Here is a 15,843-nt window from a genome sequence, read left to right on the forward strand (position 1 = left end):
AACGAGAGGTTCAATCACGATGAAGCAGGACAGCTTCGACGTCGTTATCGTCGGAAGCGGCCCAGTAGGTTCTACCGTCGCCCGTACACTCTCGGACGAGGCATCCGGCCTGCGAGTACTTCTCGTGGAGGCCGGCCCGCTCGTGACAGACCCCCCGGGGCGTCATGTGAAGACGCTTGCAGATCCGGCGGCGGTGGAGCGAGCCCAGAGGCTGTCGCAAGCGGGACGCCCGACCACAGCACCTCCACCCGGAGCGATTGCCGCGCGACCCGGCACCTACCTCGTTGGTGATGGGAAAGTTGCCCCCGACGGGACCGGCTTGCCTGCCGCCGCGATGTCGAAGAACGTTGGCGGGATGGGCGCCCACTGGACATGCGCCTGCCCCGTTCCTGGGGATGGTGAGCGGATTCCCTGGATCCCAAGACCCGACTTCGACCAGGTCTTCGACGATGCGTGGCGCCTTCTTCATGTCACGCAAGAGGCTTTCGAAGGTTGGCCGCTCGGCGCCGAGGTCCGGGCCGCACTCCGGGGCGCCCTCGATCCAAGCGTTCCGGCCGACCGACAAGTACAGCCCATGCCGCTTGCCATCCGGGTCGCGCACGGCGACCGCTATTGGACGGGGACTGACGTCATCCTCGGCGACGCGGTGACCAGCGGATCGGTCGAACTGCGGGCCGAGACCACCGCGACGCGGATCGAACGAGACGGCGACCGTGTGTTCGGCTTGACTCTGCGTGATCGCGACGGGCGGGAGTCAACGGTGAAGACCCGGGCGGTGTTCGTGGCCGCCGACTCCTTCAGAACCCCTCAGCTGCTACACGCGTCGGGTATTCGGCCGTCCGCGCTCGGCCGATACCTCAACGATCATCTGCAGGTCATGGCTTTGGCGAGGCTTGACGACAGCCTGATTCCAGACACCGTGCGCACGGAGTCGCCACGAACGGAAGGCACGCTCGAACTGTTCTCCGGCGTGAACTGGATCCCGTATGACCAGGAGCGATCCCCTTTCCACGGTCAGATCATGCAGATGGACGCCTCGCCGGTTCCGATAGAGAACGTCACTGAGACGTGGCCAGGTTCGATTGTCGGCATCGGTCTGTTCGGATGCAAGGAGATTCGACCCGAGGACCGAGTCACTTTCGATGACTCGAATCTCGATGAGAGTGGCCTGCCGGCGATCGGAATCGAATATGCGCTCACCGAGACAGACCGCGCGACGATCGCCGATATGCAGCGCGCCGCCGGTCGTCTGGCCGACGCGCTCGGCGGGCTCGTGGAGGGCCAGAGTCCTACTGCTTTGCCGAACGGAAACTCGCTGCACTACATGGGCACCGTGCGCATGGGAGCTGCCGACGACGGCGCCTCTGTCTGCGACCCATTCGGCCGCGTATGGGGGACGCAAGGGCTGTATGTCGGCGGAAACGGCGTCATCCCCACGCCCACTGCGTGCAACCCCACTGCTACGAGCGTCGCCCTCGCGATCCGCTCGGCGCGCGCGCTGATCGACGACATGCGCCAACTCGGCGTCCCCACGAAGGAGAACCCCATTGCTACCTGAACAGATTATCGAGCGGGGGACGCTGCGCGCGGCGGACGGTCGCATCAGCGTCTCGGTGCGGATGCCTTGGTATCGCGCCCTGCCGCTCTCTTCAATCGCCGCCGTGCGCATGAACGTCGACGGTATTGAACTGCCGTCCGAAGACCTTGTGTGGCAGACAACCGACGGCGACCGCTATCGATTGGATGAGTTGCCTGCAAGGCACGACCGGTGGTGGTTCGTACTCGACTCGGCGACGCTCGAGGGGCCGATGCCGGATATCTCGGATGTGGCCGACCATGAGGTCCAGGTCGCGATTGGACTGTACATCCCCTACGTGCCCTCCGCCCAGGGGCCGCCGCTACTGATTGAGAACGACCGCAAAACGATGACACTGGAGCAGGCAGCATGACAACAACCACGTCTACGGTCGACCTCGGGACTCCGATCCAGGGAGTGACCCTATATTCCTTCACGAGATTCTGGCACTCGCGCCAGATGACCTTCGGGGAGCTCATCCGTGAGGCCGCTCGTCGCGAGCTTGGCCCGGGGTTGGAGGTGGTCGGCTTCCAATCGATCCGAGGGTTCCCCTACTTCGATGACGAATTCGTCCGAGAGTTTCAAAGCATCGTCGACGAGACGGGTCTTCTGCCGACCGCCCTCGGGGCGAACGCGGATGCGGGGATGCGCCGTGACCGGATGCTGAGTCCTGACGAACTCGTGGACTATATGACGCCGCAGATCGAGGCCGCTCAGCGGCTGGGATTCCCCATCGTCCGCGTACAGTACTCCGTGACCGCAGATGACATGGAGCGGCTGCTACCGGTGGCGGAGCGAGCAGGCGTCACGCTCGGGATGGAAATCCACGCACACCACAGCCCCAACCATCCGACGATGCAGCGCCTGCTCGAACGATACGAGAAGCTTGGATCTCCGCGCCTCGGCTTCATCCCGGATTGGGGCGCGACGATGGTCCAGGTGCCGCGCTCGCTGCTGGAAAAGTGGAGGCGGCGCGGCATCGCACCCGAGGTGATCACCGCCGTTGACGAGTACTGGAACGGCAAGCACGGGCATGGTGGATTGACCGACGAGGAACAAGAGCGCCAGCTCCACGAGTTTGCGGAGTTCGCTCGTTCCCTGGGAGCCGAAGAGATCGCCTTCGAGCTCGCTGTGAATGCCGTAACACTCTTCGGGCATGCGCCACTCGAGGAATGGCGCGACATCTTGCCGTGGGCGGTCCACACGCATGGCAAGTTCTACGAGATTGACGCGCAGGGCGAAGACCCGTCGGTGCCCGCGAGGGAGATCATCGATCTCTACGTGAAGGAAGGATACTCGCGAACAATATCCAGCGAATGGGAGGGGTTCCACTGGAATGACTGGGAGAACGCATTCGATGTGATCGCCAGTCAGCAGGCGCTCCTCCGGGACGCGGCGGCGAGAAGCGGGTCGCGCATGATCGTCGACCCTTCCGAAGCGCGCTCAATTCGGGGCTGGGTCTAGTTCCACGATCTAGCCGAGTGGCGTCGTCCGTGCGATGGGCGGCGCCACTTCCCGTCTAGCTCGGGCAGTGCCTCACTCTCTGATGGCCGATCGGAAGACCTCTCGGTGCGCAAGAGTCATGGTCTCACCGTTGGTCTCCGCGGCCGGAAGCCATTCATGGCCGCCCCACTCGCTGGTGATGGGGCCGGCGAAACCCGCCCTCTGCAGCTCGCGCGCGAGATCGCGGATCGGGGAGGTGATGATTCCGGCCTCGTCCTCAAGGTCCCAGAATTTCAGGTGCACGACATCGACTAACGCGAGGAAGTCGCGAAACTCTCTGACGTTCGAGTTCCCGAATCGACTGAAAGGCATCGAGAGTCGCAACTTTGCGTCTGGCGACATCGGGCCAGCGGCGGCGAAGGCCTCGCTCCGAATCGAGTCGCCGCCTAGGGGCCACCCCTCCTCAAGCAATCGCACGGCTTCCTCCGCCACTCCGAGTCGCCTGAGGTCCTCCAAGTACGTCACTGGCAGGCCGTACATGCACGCCGACAGGTCGAACACGAATCCGAACTGATCTGGGAAACGCAGTGCGAGCTCGACTCGCCGAGCCAAATCGGGTGAGGTCGCGCGAATAGGACCTTGCGCCTCCTGATTCAGCCTCATGCCGAGTCGATCGAGGTGTGGGAGAAGCCTCTCTAGGATCGCCAGCTCCAGGCCCCAGGTTATCTTGACCGTCGTGAACCCGAGTCGCGACGCGGAGTCGATCTGACGGACGATGTATTCGACCCGAGAGCGCATATCGGCCGCGGACCGAGGGTCGATGAACAAGTCGTCGTACACGCCAAATTGGGTCAGCTCAATGTCATGTTCGTCGACCGCCTGCCGGAACGCGGCGGCCTCCCAACTGGCGACATCCGGGAGAGTCGCGAAGTGCTGAAACCCGTCGATTTCGAACGAACGGGCAACGTTGCTCTCCCGTAAGTTCACGAGGAGCTGGGTCGCACTCACGTCCCCGCGCATGAGTTCTCTGGTGAATGAGAACAGTGTGACTGCCCATTGATCATCGAGCGTGGTCATCGATCCCAATCTTTCTGCACTTCTGTGGTAGCACACATAGGTTATGCTTCTGGTAAGCATAACCCTCTGCGAGCGAGGACCACTTGTCATTCACCAACGGATTCATCGTCGATCTGTCGGCATCATCGAGCGAAGGCGCGCTGGTCGTGACCATCACGCTCCCTTGGATGCGCAGCATTCCATGGACGTGCGTCTCTGACATCGTCGTCTCTGACTTCGGCGCCGCGATGCCGATCGGCGAGGTGATCCTGGTGCGCGGACCGGACGAGGTCAGTGCGCGGGAATGCAGCGCGCTCGGCGGGTACTGGACGACCGGGGAGCGTGTCACGCTCCGAGTCCATGGACTTCCTGAGCCCGGATCGGGTGTCTCCCTCGAGGTGCGCGTCGCGTTCTTCATCCCATATGTGAACGCCGGTGGACGTCCGCCCCATCTCATTGCGACCGACAGAGTGGCAGCGACATCGGCCCCAATCGGGAGGGCAGCATGAACCGACGCATCCCGCGGGTCGCGGATCTGCTCCCCCTTGTTCGCTTTCAGCGACCCGCCCTCAGCTTGCGTGATCGGCTGGCGAACGCGCACACCATCGAAGACCTCCGGTTGCTCGCCAAACGCCGAACTCCGCGCGGACCGTTCAATTACGCAGACGGGGCGGCAGACGAAGAGATTTCACTGCGCCGTGCCCGAGATGCCTTCGCTGACGTTGTCTTCCATCCCTCGGTGCTCCGCGATGTCGCGGAAGTGGATGCCTCTACGACGGTTCTGGGGAAGCCGGTTTCGATGCCTTTTGGTATCGCCCCCACTGGTTTCACTCGCCTCATGCACACCGAGGGGGAGCTCGGCGGGGTGACGGCCGCGGCGGAGGCCGGAATCCCGTTTACGCTCTCGACGATGGGGACGGCGGCAATCGAGGATGTCGCTAGGCGCGCTATGAGCGTCTCGTCATCATCCAGAACCTGGTTCCAGCTCTACGTCTGGAAGGATCGCGGTCGGTCCACCGAGCTCATTCAGCGCGCGGCGGCAGCCGGCATGGAGGCGCTGGTTGTCACGGTCGATGTCCCCGTCGGCGGACGCCGGCTTCGAGACCTCCGTAGCGGAATGACGGTGCCCCCGGCTCTGACGCCGAAGACGTTCCTGGAGATGATTCCGCATCCCGCTTGGTGGTTCGACGTCCTGACGACAGAGCCGCTCGCATTTGCATCGCTGGACCACTCCACCGGAAGCATCCGTGCCCTGTTTGAAAGCATGTTCGACCCATCCGTGACCCTTGACGACCTCGACTGGATCAGGGAGACCTGGAGCGGTCCGGTCGTCGTGAAAGGGATTCAGACTGAAGCCGACGCCGTTCGAGTTGCCGAGGCGGGGGCCGATGCGATCGTGCTCTCAACCCACGGAGGTCGTCAGCTGGATCGGGCGCCGGCCCCCTTGGACCTCCTCCCGGCGGTCGCGTCGACGCTTCGGGACCGGTCCAACAGGACCGAGATCTGGCTTGACACGGGCATCTCATCGGGGGCGGACATCCTCGCGGCGCGTGCCATGGGTGCCAACTTCACCCTCATAGGGCGCGCCTATCTGTACGGCCTCATGGCGGGTGGGCGTTTGGGAGTCGCCCGAGCGATAGAGATTCTCCGCACGGAGATGGAGCGCACAATGCGGCTCCTCGGAGTGCGCGACTTGAGCGAGCTGTCGCCAGCGCACGTCTCACACATCCGCTCAGCGGCCGGCACTCGGGAGGGCGGCCGACTGCTCGGGGACCGCATCGAGACCCGCCGCGCGCACGGACGCGCAGAAGCAACGAGGGATTCATGATGGCTGATTTTCGCGAAAGGGACGCCTCCCGTCAGCAGACTGAGTTCGACCACGTCACCCTTGGCCAGAGAGTGCTCTTTCGTAGTGGCGCCGCCGCGGAACTCGCAGTCCTGGCTCTCGACGATCTGCGTGCCGAGCGCGTGCTGCTCATTGCGGACGCCTTCGTTCAAGACCTGAGCGACGAGGTTGCACGTCTTACGCCAGTTGTCGCTCGCATCCACGAAATCGTGCAGCATGTCCCCGGCGTCAACGCGAGAGATGCGGTAGAGCTCGCCCGAACCAGTCGCGCGGATGCGGTGGTGAGTATCGGGGGTGGGTCGTCCACCGGGCTGGCGAAGATCGTCGCCCGGGATACATCCCTACCCATCGTCGCAATCCCCACGACATTCGCGGGCTCCGAGGCGACCAATGTGTGGGGGATGACAGAAGGCGAGCGCAAGACGACCGGCGTGGACAACAAGGTGCTGCCGGGCACGGTGATCTACGATCCCAGCCTGATGGCGACCATGCCGACACGGCTAGCGGTCGCGAGCGCGTTCAACGCGGCTGCGCACGCCATCGATGGCTTCTGGGCACCCCGAGCAGATCCGATAAACCGTGCGCTGGGCGCTGAAGGGCTTCGTGCGTTGTTCTCCGGGCTGCGGTCGCTCCATGGCGAGTCGAACAGCCTGCCCGCGATGGAGCGAACCGTTTACGGCGCGTATCTCGCCGCTGTCGCGTTTGCTTCAGCGGGGTCCGGACTCCATCACAAAATCTGTCACGCCCTGGGCGGCACGTTCAACTTGCCTCACGCAGAGACACATTCCGTCGTGATCGGATACGTGACGGCGTTCAACGCTCCGTATGCAACTGACGCTGCCGAGCGTGTTTCGGCCGCGCTCGGTGGGGCCGCACACCCTGGCAATGCCATCTACCTCCTGCGTAAAGAGGTCGGGTCGCCCTCCTCGCTCGCAGAACTCGGGCTGCGGGAGCGCGACATCCCGCGGGCCGCCGAAATCATCCTCCCTTCCGTGCCGCCATCGAATCCGCGACCCGTCGACCAGGCGGACCTCGAGTCGCTGCTGCGAGCAGCATGGGCGGGTGACCCGATCGAATGAAGGGGTACGACGTGGACCATGACGTCTCTACGGAGCAGGTCGCACGCGAGCAGGCGCTCGTCGAGACAGTCGTCGCCTCGTTCGACGGCGCGCCCGACCCGAGGCTTCGCGAACTCCTCCAGGCCCTCACGCGTCACCTCCATTCCTTCGTTCGCGAGGTGCGACTCAGCGAAGACGAATGGAACGAGGCCATCCGCTTTCTCACAGCGGTCGGCAAGATCACCGACGACAGGCGCCAAGAGTTCATCCTGCTCTCCGATGTGCTCGGCCTCTCCATGCAGGTCATCGGCGTGAATAACGAGGCCTATGGCGATGCAACGGAGGCCACCGTCTTCGGCCCGTTCTTCGTCGAGGACGCGCCTGAAATCCCGCTGGGTGGGGACATGGCGTTTGGGGCCGCGGGTGAGCCATGCTGGGTGGTCGGCACGGTCCGTGACACGGATGGCAAGCCAGTGGTTGGCGCACGGATCGAGGTGTGGGAAGCCGACGAGGACGGCCTCTACGACGTTCAGTACAGCGACGACCGTCGCGCCGCGCGTGCACATCTATTCACGGACGGGGCGGGGGAGTACCGATTCTGGGGTCTAACACCCACGCCATATCCCATTCCGCACGACGGGCCCGTAGGACGGATGCTCGCAGCCACGAACAGGTCACCGATGCGCGCGTCGCATCTCCACTTCATGGTCACCGCGCCGAACAAGCGCCGCCTTGTCACGCACATCTTCGTCCGCGGGGATCGAATCGGGTGGAAAGACACCGTCTTCGGTGTCAAGGAAAGCCTGATCAAGGACTTTCACCGCCATGCGCCTGGGTACCCTACCCCAGATGGTCGCATCATCGACGGAGCCTGGAGCGACGTTCGGTTCGATATCGTCCTGGCTCCATCCGATCACTGAGGTGGCCCACCGAGGATGAACGGCACGTCGGGCGCTGCCGGCGACCGGACCATGACGACCGGAGAGGGAAGACGATGACGCGGACGATCACCTCGTTCGCCGGGCGAAGGGTCGACCTGACTCCTCCCGAGACCGAAGTTTGGCTGAGTGCAGATGATCGATAAGAGTGTGACGGATGCTACGGCCGCCGTGGCGGGATCCCGGACGGGGCCACGGTGATGATTGGGGGCTTCGGCCGGGCCGGGCAGCCCGTGGAGCTTATTGACGCGCTCATAGACCAGGGCGCATCGGGGCTAACCATCGTGAACAACAATGCCGGAAACGGCGACACCGGCCTGGCGGCATTGCTGGCCAAGGGCCGGGTCCGCAAGATCATCTGCTCGTTCCCCCGGCAGCACGATTCCTGGGTGTTCGACGACCTGTACCGCGCGGGCGAGATCGAGCTCGAACTCGTGCCACAGGACAACCTCGCCGAGCGGATCCGCGCGGCCGGTGCCGGGATCGGGGCGTTCTTCTCGCCCACGGGCGCCGGCACGCAGCTCGCGGAGGGCAGGGAAGTGCGCGAGATCGACGGTCGCGCCTATGTGCTGGAGTACCCGATCAGGGCCGACTATGCGCTGATCTCGGCTCTGCGGGCCGATCGCTGGGGCAATCTCGTCTTCCGGGAGACGGCGCGGAACTTCGGGCCGATCATGGCCACCGCGGCGACGACCACGATCGCTCAGGTGGACGAGCTCGTGCCGCTTGGATGGATGGACCCCGAGACGGTCGTCACGCCCGGCATCTTCGTCGGCCGTGTGGTCGCGGTGGGGGAGCGGGCGTGGCTCCGGGACGGCGAGTTCGTCGGCGGGGTCGACATCGAGGGTCGCCCGGCCGTCGCATCCGCAACTGCGCCGGAGGTCGACCAATGACCCGGATCACCCGTGACGAACTGGCGGCGCGGATCGCCGCCGACATCCCGGAGGGCGCGTACGTGAATCTGGGGATCGGGGCGCCCACCCTGGTCGCGAACTATCTGCCCGACGAGCTGGAGATCATCCTCCACACCGAGAACGGCCTTCTCGGGATGGGACCGACGCCCGACGAGGGTGCCATCGATCCCGACCTGATCAACGCAGGCAAACAGCCGGTCACCGCTCTACCCGGCGCCGCGTACTTCCACCATGCGGACTCGTTCGCGATGATGCGCGGCGGCCACCTCGATGTCTGCGTCCTCGGAGCCTTCCAGGTGTCCCAGACCGGCGACCTCGCCAACTGGTCCACCGGCGCACCGGGCGCCATCCCGGCCGTCGGCGGCGCGATGGATCTAGCGATCGGTGCGAAGCGAGTGTTCGTGATGACCGACCTTCTCACCAGGACAGGCGGCGAGTCCAAGCTCGTCGAGGCCTGCACCTATCCGCTGACTGGAGTGGGCTGCGTCACGCGCGTCTACACCGACCACGCCGTCTTCGATGTGGCCGGGGGTCGCTTCGCGGTGCGGGAGGCGTTCGGCGACAACACCGTCGAATCGCTGGCGGCGCTGACCGGCCTCGACCTAGAGGAGGAATGAGATGTCCGGCACCTACATCTACGACGCCGTGCGCACGCCTTTCGGGCGTGCCGGAGGCGCCCTGTCCGGCATCCGTCCCGACGACCTCGCCGCCGTGGTCATGCGGGCGGCCGTCCAGCGCACCGGCCTGGACCCGGCGCGCATCGACGACGTGATCTTCGGTGACGCGAACCAGGCCGGCGAGGACAACCGCAACGTCGCGCGTATGGGCGCGCTGCTGGCGGGCTTCCCGACGACCGTGCCGGGCGTCACCGTCAATCGCCTCTGCGGATCCTCGGCCGAGGCGGTGATACAGGGGTCGCGCGCCATCGAGGCCGGTGACGCTGAGATCGTCCTCGCCGGCGGCGTGGAGTCGATGAGCCGTGCACCGTACGTCGTCGAGAAGTCCCCGAGGCCGTGGCCGGCCGTCGGTAACCAGACGCTCTGGAACACGGCGATCGGCTGGAGGATGACGAACCCGAAGCTGCCGGCGGAGTGGACGATCTCGAACGGGCAGTCCGCAGAGAAGCTCGCAGGCATCTACGGGATCTCGCGCCAGCAGCAGGACGCTTTCGCGCTGCGCAGCCACCGACTCGCCGCCGAGGCGTGGGCCCGGGGGTGCGTACGACGACGAGATCGTGCAGGTCGAGGGGGGCGGAGCTGGCTCGGGACGAGGGCATCCGCGACGACACGTCGCTCGACAGGCTCGGCACGCTCAAGGCGCTGTTCGCCGCCGACGGGACGGTGACCGCCGGCAACTCCTCGCCCATCAACGACGGCGCATCGGCGGTGCTGCTCGTCTGAGCAGATCGCTGTCGCGCGGACCGTCGGCAAGTTCATCGAGATCGGGATGAAAGGCCTTGCCGACGGAGCTGAGAATACCGCGCCCGAGGTGGCAGGAGCGATAGCACTGCTGGCCAAAACACCGGAGTCTGGCGATGATGAACCGGGGAATGTCCCTGATGACCCATACAATCCGAGTGACGACCTGGGGGTGAAGTGACATGACGACCATTCATGACGTCGCCGCCTACGTGCTTGAACGCTTTCCCGGCGGCGTGTCAACCATGAAGTTGCAAAAGCTCTGCTAACTCGCGCAGGGGTGGTCGCTAGCGCTGCTCGGCCGCCAACTCTTCGCTGCTGATTTTCAGGCGTGGCGGCGTGGCCCGGTTAGCCGGGACCTTTACAACCTTCATCGTGGTGACTACTCGGTGAGTTCGTGGCCAAACGGGGACGCTACCGCGCTTTCCCAGCGGGAGCGCATCGTGGTTGACGCGATGCTCAAGAACTACGGAGCGCTCAGCGGCCTCGAGTTGAGCGAGTTGACGCATCGTCCTGGAACTCCGTGGAGCAGGAGCCGCGGAAACATCCATACCGACGCTGCATCCAACGCTGTAATCCCGAAGCCCGCGATTGAGAGTCACTTCCGGGAGAGGCTTCTCTCACGGGAAGTGGCAGCGCGCAGCTCGTTCTAGAGCCGAGGGGTCGACGTAGGAATCGCGACGTGTCGGTAATGCCTGCGGGACGCTGTGCTGGCGTCGTTCGGCGGGCCTGAGAGACCCCGGACGCATTTACGGGGTTGGGTCTCGGCCCCCAAGATTCGTTCCAGACTGGATCAAGTAGTTTGACCGAGCCGCGCCTGCCGTTGTCGCCGGCAGGGCGTATTTCCATGGATCAAGTATCGAATCCTGGATCAAGTGAAGAGGTGTCTCACAATAACGGATGCCGCGACCCGGCGCCTCTGCGGAGGCACGGGGCCGCGGCATCCGTTCGTTGTCGCCCCAGCGTTGACGCGCCGCCCGGATTTGGCGAGTCGCCAGAAAGCACGGTCAGGGTCGTGCAGCTTTGGCGAGTGGCCAGAATGCGCCCTGAGGCCCGTGCTGTTTTGGCGAGTCGCCAGAAGGCACGGTCAAGGCCGTGCGGCTTGGCGAGTCGCCAGAGCGCGCCGTGGGGCCCGTGCCGTATTGGCGAGTCGCCAGAAACGATGTGCGGGGTGGGGAGCCCGTCTTCTCAGTGCTGACCGGCGGGGCCGGCACCCCGGCCGAGACCGCGGGATGCGAGGCCCCGACGGCGGGCGAGCTTCGCCACGCCGGCCTTGCGGAGCCGGTCGGCCACGAGGATGCCGAGCGCGACGCCCGCGACGCAGCTCGCGATCGTGAGGGCGAAGAACGTGATGAGGGCCCACGGCTCCATCGTCCACAGGTTGAACGATGCGGCGGCGAGCACGGGGTATATCGCGCCGACGAAGACGGCTCCGGCGTAGTACTGCCACGTCCGCCACGACCGGTACAGGGTCACCAGGAACGCGAGCTCGGCGAAGAACGCCCACCAGATCGCCGCCCCGAGGAACGGGAACACGACCAGTCCCGAGATCACGCCGACGAGGATGCCGGCGAACGGCCGCTCGAGCAGGCGCAGCGCGACGGTGGCCGGCAGCAGCCAGAGCCCGGCGATCGCGACCGAGACGAACGGCACGGTGGCGAACAGCACGGTTGAGATCCAGCCGGCGCCCCACAGCATCACGCCGCCGGCGACGCCGATCGCAGCGCACGTCAGCAGATACGCGGTGGTCACGCGCGCGCGGGTGCTTCGCGGCGGGGTGGGCGCGCCAGAGGACGGGGCGGCGGGCGCGGTCACGAGTGGGCCTCGACCGTCGCGCGCTGGGACCTCGGGGCGGGCGACGCGGCGCCGACGCGCCAGTAGCCGCAGAAGCTCACGAGGTCCTTCGAGACGCCGCGTTCGCTGACGAGGTGACGGCGGCCCTCGGTCGCCAGGGCCTGTTCGCCGACGAGGTAGGCGTGGAACGCAGCATCCGGAATCGGAGCCTCGCGAAGTGCCTGCAGCGCCAGGGTTCCGGGCTTCACGTCGTGCTCTCGCACGATCCACCGCACGGTGACGCCTTCGGGGTGGGGGAAGTCGAGGGCGTCCTCAGCCGAGGGGACCTCGACGATCGCGAGCCCGGTCGCGTGCGACGGCAGGGCGGCGCAGATGCCGGCGATCGCGGGGAGCCCGGTCTCGTCCGAGACGAGCACGACGCGGTCGGTGCCGCGGTCGGGGTTGAACGTGAGGCCCTCGTCGATCACGACGACGCTCTCGCCCGCCTGGCAGGACTCGGCCCAGCGCGAGGCGGGGCCCGCCGTGCCGTCGGCCCCGCCGGCTGTGCCGTTGCTCGAAGCAAGCCCGTGCAGCACGAAGTCGACGTCGATCTCGGCGCCGGTCGTCGCGGTGGCGGGGCGGAACGCGCGCACGGTGTAGTTGCGCATCACCGGCCGCACGCCGTCGGGGATGCGAAGGTACTTGAGGTACCCGAACATCTTGTTGGCCTTCGCGGGCAGGCGCTCGAGGCCCTCGTCGCCGCCGAGCGGCAGGAACAGGCGGAACCACTGGTCGTAGCCCAGGGGCGTGAACCGGTCGATCTCGCCGCCGCCGAGCGTCACGCGCATCCAGTGCGGCGACAGGCGTTCGGTGCGCAGCACCGTGAGGTGCACGAGACCCTGCGTCTCGGGCTTGACGAGCCGGGGGTGAGCCATGTCGGTGCTCCTAGTCGGAAGGCCAGGGGGTCAGAGGACCCAGGGGAAGAGGACGATGAACAGCGCGGCGGAGACCGCCCAGAACGCGAGCACGAACACGCTGTCGCGCACGCGCCACGGCACGAGGTACCGCTCGGTGCGGTCGGGGTGGGCGCCGAAAGCGCGGGCGTCCATCGCGAGGGCGACGCGCTCGGCGTGACGGATCGCGCCGGCCATGAGCGGCACCACGTAGCCGAACCAGCGGGCGATCGCCGAGAACGGACCCCGGCCGCCGTGGGCGCCGCGGACGCGGTGCGCCTGCCGGATGACGTCGAGCTCGTGGCCGAAGCGCGGCACGAATCGGAACGCCGCCAGCGCCGTGTACCCGATGCGGTAGGGCACGCGCAGCTGCTGCACGGCCGCCCGCACGAGATCGGGGCCGGTCGTCGAGAGTCCGGCGATGAGGGTGAGGGCGAGGATCGCGGCGAGGCGCAGGCCCGTCGCGAAGCCCACCTCGAGCGCGCCGCCGTACATCGTCCAGCCGCCGATCTGCCACAGCACCACGGACTGCTCGACACGCGACGCGTCGGTCCACAGCGCGAAGCCGAAGCCGATCACGACCGCGCTGAGCGGCAGCGCCAGGAACAGGATCGCCGCGAGACGCCGCGTGAGCGACACCCCCACCAGCAGCACGACGTACGCGAGTGCGAGGAACGCGGCGGGGGTCGCAGCATCCCGCACGAACACGAGCAGCACCATCGCGGGCAGCGGGGCGGCCAGCTTCGCGAGCGGGTTCATGCCGTACAGGAAGCGGACAGCGGATGCCTCGACCCGCCGCGCGTACGGATCGAAGGTCGAGTGCGCAGCAGTCGCCGCGGTGAGCGGTCCGGTGTCGGTCACGCGGCACCTCCCGAGCGGCGCCGGGTTCGCAATTCAGGCTGAACGGGGCCGATCCCTGCGGTTTCGCCGGGATTCGCTGCGTCCTGCCTGAGTTGTGAGCGCGCGGAGAGGGGCGAGGGAGCCTGCGCGGAGCCGGGGAGGTCGGCGAGGCGGGCGACGCGGGACAGCTCGGGGTGGTTGCGCACGCCCTGAAGCGCGCGGCGGAGCGGCGGCGGGCGCAGGCCGGCGCGGGCGATGAGGGCATCGTCGGCGAAGAGGTCGGCGGTCGGGCCCTCGGCGAGCACGCGCCCTTCCGACAGCACCACGGCGCGGTCGGCGTAGTCGGTCACGAGCTGCATGTCGTGGGTGACCACGACGATGGTGGTGCCCTCGGCGTTGAGATCCGACAGGAGCGAGAGGAGTTCGTCGGCGCGGGCACGGTCCTGGCCGAATGTCGGCTCGTCGAGCACGAGCACCGGGGCGCCGGCCACGAGGGCGGTGCCGACCGAGAGGCGGCGCTTCTGCCCGCCCGACAGGAGGAACGGGTGGCTCTCGGCCTTCGCGGCGAGGCCGAAGCGCTCGAGCAGGGCCTCGGTGCGGACGCGGACCTCGTCATCGGAGAGGTGCTGGCGGCGCAGGCTGTGCGCGATCTCGTCGAACACGGTGTGCGCGATGAACTGGTGCTCGGGGTTCTGGAAGACGAAGCCGATGCGCGAACTCAGGGTGCGGGCGTCGGCTCGGCCGACGTCGAGCCCGTCGACGTGCACGGTGCCCGTGGGTGGGGAGACGACTCCGGCCAGGGCTTGGATGAGGCTCGTCTTGCCGGCGCCGTTCGCCCCGACGACCGCGACGAAGGCCCCGCGGGGGATGTCGAGGTCGACGTCGTGCAGGACCTCGGTGCGCCCGCGGCGCAACGAGAGGCCGCGAACCCGGATCAGAGGCCGCTCCTGCGACCTCCCGTTCGCGGATCCGGAATCCGGCGATGCGCCGGTTTTCCGGGTCGCGGCAGTAGCAGCATCCGGAAACGGCGCGATTGTCCGAATTTCGGATGCCGCGGGCAAGGGTGCGTGCGGAAGCGTGGCGGAAGGGAGTCCAGCGGGCGCGGGCTCGGCGTCGAGCGCGGCGCGGAGCTCGCCGGGGGTCAGCGGCAGCGGATCGAGGGCGAAGCCGGCGCGGCGCAGCCGCAGGGCGGCGATCGTCGACACCGGGAGCCAGACGCCCATCGCGTGGAGGTCCTCGGCGCGCTCCCGCAGCACGTGATCCACTGATCCGTCGGCGGCGAGGAATCCATCGTGGTCGAGCACGACGACCCGGTCGACGAAGCCGACGGCGGCGTCGAGGTTGTGCTCCACGAGGAGGATCGCGCGGTCGCCGGCGGCGACGAGTTCAGCGAGGGCGGCGTAGACCTCCTCGATCCCGGCGGGGTCGAGGTTCGCCGTCGGCTCGTCGAGCACGAGGAGGGGCGAGCCCATCGCGAGAGCGCACGCGATCGCGAGCCGTTGGCGTCCGCCGCCCGACAGGCGGTCGGGGTTCTCGCGCCGGCGTTCCCACAGGCCTACCCGACGAAGCGCCTCCTCGGCGCGGGCGAGCACCTCGGCCACCGGCATCCGCAGGTTCTCGGGTCCGAAGGCCACCTCGTCGAGGAGCGTGCCGGTCACGAGTTGCGCGTCGGGATCCTGGAAGACCATCCCCACACGCGTGCTCAGCTCGGCGACGGGCGTCGCCTGCGTGTCGAGCCCGTCGACCTCGACCGACCCGGTGACGGTCGCCGGCACGGCCTGCGGCAGCAGTCCGTTCACCGCGAGGGTCAGCGTCGACTTGCCCGATCCGCTCGGTCCGAGCAGCAGCACGACCTCGCCGGGGGCGATGTCGAACGACACGGATGCCGGCGCCGGCGTGGTCTCGCCGTCGTGGGTGATGCCGAGCTCGCGCACGCGCAGCAACGGCACGGCAGAGGACACGGGCATCCGATCGTCGAGGGAAACTTAGCCTTCCCTAACTTACCGGCCCACCCGGCGGCGGCGAAAC

Annotated in this window: 14 protein-coding genes and 2 pseudogenes; 11 read left to right on the top strand and 5 right to left on the bottom strand. The window is 67.0% G+C overall.

From position 1 onward, the window contains the following. Positions 1 to 19: 19 nt before the first annotated feature. The 3 genes from ACEYYH_RS01445 to ACEYYH_RS01455 are packed head-to-tail and all read left to right on the top strand — an operon-like array spanning position 20 to position 3,040. A complete protein-coding gene (locus tag ACEYYH_RS01445) occupies positions 20 to 1,558 on the top strand; it encodes a GMC oxidoreductase (protein WP_374976526.1) in 1,539 nt (512 codons plus the stop codon). Then, positions 1,548 to 1,949: a DUF6379 domain-containing protein gene (locus tag ACEYYH_RS01450; protein ID WP_374976527.1), complete on the top strand. Its 402-nt coding sequence runs from the start codon at positions 1,548 to 1,550 to the stop codon at positions 1,947 to 1,949. The genes ACEYYH_RS01445 and ACEYYH_RS01450 overlap by 11 nt, the downstream gene beginning before the upstream one ends. Further along, the gene (locus tag ACEYYH_RS01455; protein WP_374976528.1) at positions 1,946 to 3,040 is read left to right on the top strand and encodes a sugar phosphate isomerase/epimerase family protein; all 1,095 of its coding nucleotides are present in this window, start codon (positions 1,946 to 1,948) and stop codon (positions 3,038 to 3,040) included. The genes ACEYYH_RS01450 and ACEYYH_RS01455 overlap by 4 nt, the downstream gene beginning before the upstream one ends. A gap of 72 nt (positions 3,041 to 3,112) precedes the next feature. On the opposite strand, the gene ACEYYH_RS01460 is transcribed toward ACEYYH_RS01455, so the two are convergent. Next, complete coding sequence (locus tag ACEYYH_RS01460; protein ID WP_374976529.1) at positions 3,113 to 4,096, bottom strand: hypothetical protein; 984 nt, start codon at positions 4,094 to 4,096, stop codon at positions 3,113 to 3,115. 146 nt (positions 4,097 to 4,242) lie between these two features. On the opposite strand from ACEYYH_RS01460, the gene ACEYYH_RS01465 reads away from it, so the two are divergent. The 8 genes and pseudogenes from ACEYYH_RS01465 to ACEYYH_RS01500 all read left to right on the top strand — a co-directional run. Continuing rightward, positions 4,243 to 4,584 (top strand): hypothetical protein, encoded by a 342-nt coding sequence (locus ACEYYH_RS01465; protein ID WP_374976530.1) that lies wholly within the window; start codon positions 4,243 to 4,245, stop codon positions 4,582 to 4,584. Further along, positions 4,581 to 5,903: an alpha-hydroxy-acid oxidizing protein gene (locus ACEYYH_RS01470; protein WP_374976531.1), complete on the top strand. Its 1,323-nt coding sequence runs from the start codon at positions 4,581 to 4,583 to the stop codon at positions 5,901 to 5,903. Before ACEYYH_RS01465 ends, ACEYYH_RS01470 begins: the two co-directional genes overlap by 4 nt. Beyond that, complete coding sequence (locus ACEYYH_RS01475; protein ID WP_374976532.1) at positions 5,903 to 7,000, top strand: maleylacetate reductase; 1,098 nt, start codon at positions 5,903 to 5,905, stop codon at positions 6,998 to 7,000. The genes ACEYYH_RS01470 and ACEYYH_RS01475 overlap by 1 nt, the downstream gene beginning before the upstream one ends. An 11-nt stretch (positions 7,001 to 7,011) precedes the next feature. Next, positions 7,012 to 7,899 carry a dioxygenase gene (locus ACEYYH_RS01480; protein ID WP_374976533.1) on the top strand — a complete coding sequence of 296 codons (888 nt, stop codon included), beginning with the start codon at positions 7,012 to 7,014 and terminating at the stop codon, positions 7,897 to 7,899. 197 nt (positions 7,900 to 8,096) lie between these two features. Further along, positions 8,097 to 8,810, top strand: a complete 714-nt coding sequence (locus ACEYYH_RS01485; protein WP_374978288.1) for a 3-oxoacid CoA-transferase subunit A — start codon at positions 8,097 to 8,099, stop codon at positions 8,808 to 8,810. Continuing rightward, positions 8,807 to 9,448 (top strand): 3-oxoacid CoA-transferase subunit B, encoded by a 642-nt coding sequence (locus ACEYYH_RS01490; RefSeq protein WP_374976534.1) that lies wholly within the window; start codon positions 8,807 to 8,809, stop codon positions 9,446 to 9,448. Before ACEYYH_RS01485 ends, ACEYYH_RS01490 begins: the two co-directional genes overlap by 4 nt. A 1-nt stretch (position 9,449) precedes the next feature. Beyond that, positions 9,450 to 10,225, top strand: a pseudogene (locus tag ACEYYH_RS01495) (thiolase family protein); the annotation flags it as partial. A gap of 305 nt (positions 10,226 to 10,530) precedes the next feature. Further along, positions 10,531 to 10,902, top strand: a pseudogene (locus tag ACEYYH_RS01500) (Panacea domain-containing protein); the annotation flags it as partial. Positions 10,903 to 11,437: 535 nt separating this feature from the next. On the opposite strand, the gene ACEYYH_RS01505 reads toward ACEYYH_RS01500, so the two are convergent. Genes ACEYYH_RS01505 through ACEYYH_RS01520 form a run of 4 tightly spaced genes read right to left on the bottom strand, consistent with a single transcriptional unit; the run spans position 11,438 to position 15,782 of the window. Beyond that, the gene (locus ACEYYH_RS01505) at positions 11,438 to 12,001 is read right to left on the bottom strand and encodes an ECF transporter S component (RefSeq protein ID WP_374976535.1); all 564 of its coding nucleotides are present in this window, start codon (positions 11,999 to 12,001) and stop codon (positions 11,438 to 11,440) included. A gap of 59 nt (positions 12,002 to 12,060) precedes the next feature. Then, positions 12,061 to 12,957 (bottom strand): siderophore-interacting protein, encoded by an 897-nt coding sequence (locus ACEYYH_RS01510; RefSeq protein WP_374976536.1) that lies wholly within the window; start codon positions 12,955 to 12,957, stop codon positions 12,061 to 12,063. 30 nt (positions 12,958 to 12,987) lie between these two features. Continuing rightward, entirely contained in the window at positions 12,988 to 13,836 is an 849-nt protein-coding gene (locus tag ACEYYH_RS01515) for an energy-coupling factor transporter transmembrane component T (RefSeq protein ID WP_374976537.1), read from the bottom strand. After that, positions 13,833 to 15,782 carry an ABC transporter ATP-binding protein gene (locus tag ACEYYH_RS01520; RefSeq protein ID WP_374976538.1) on the bottom strand — a complete coding sequence of 650 codons (1,950 nt, stop codon included), beginning with the start codon at positions 15,780 to 15,782 and terminating at the stop codon, positions 13,833 to 13,835. Before ACEYYH_RS01520 ends, ACEYYH_RS01515 begins: the two co-directional genes overlap by 4 nt. Positions 15,783 to 15,843 lie beyond the last annotated feature (61 nt).

The organism is Microbacterium trichothecenolyticum, from assembly GCF_041938625.1.
Taxonomy (GTDB): domain Bacteria; phylum Actinomycetota; class Actinomycetes; order Actinomycetales; family Microbacteriaceae; genus Microbacterium; species Microbacterium trichothecenolyticum_D.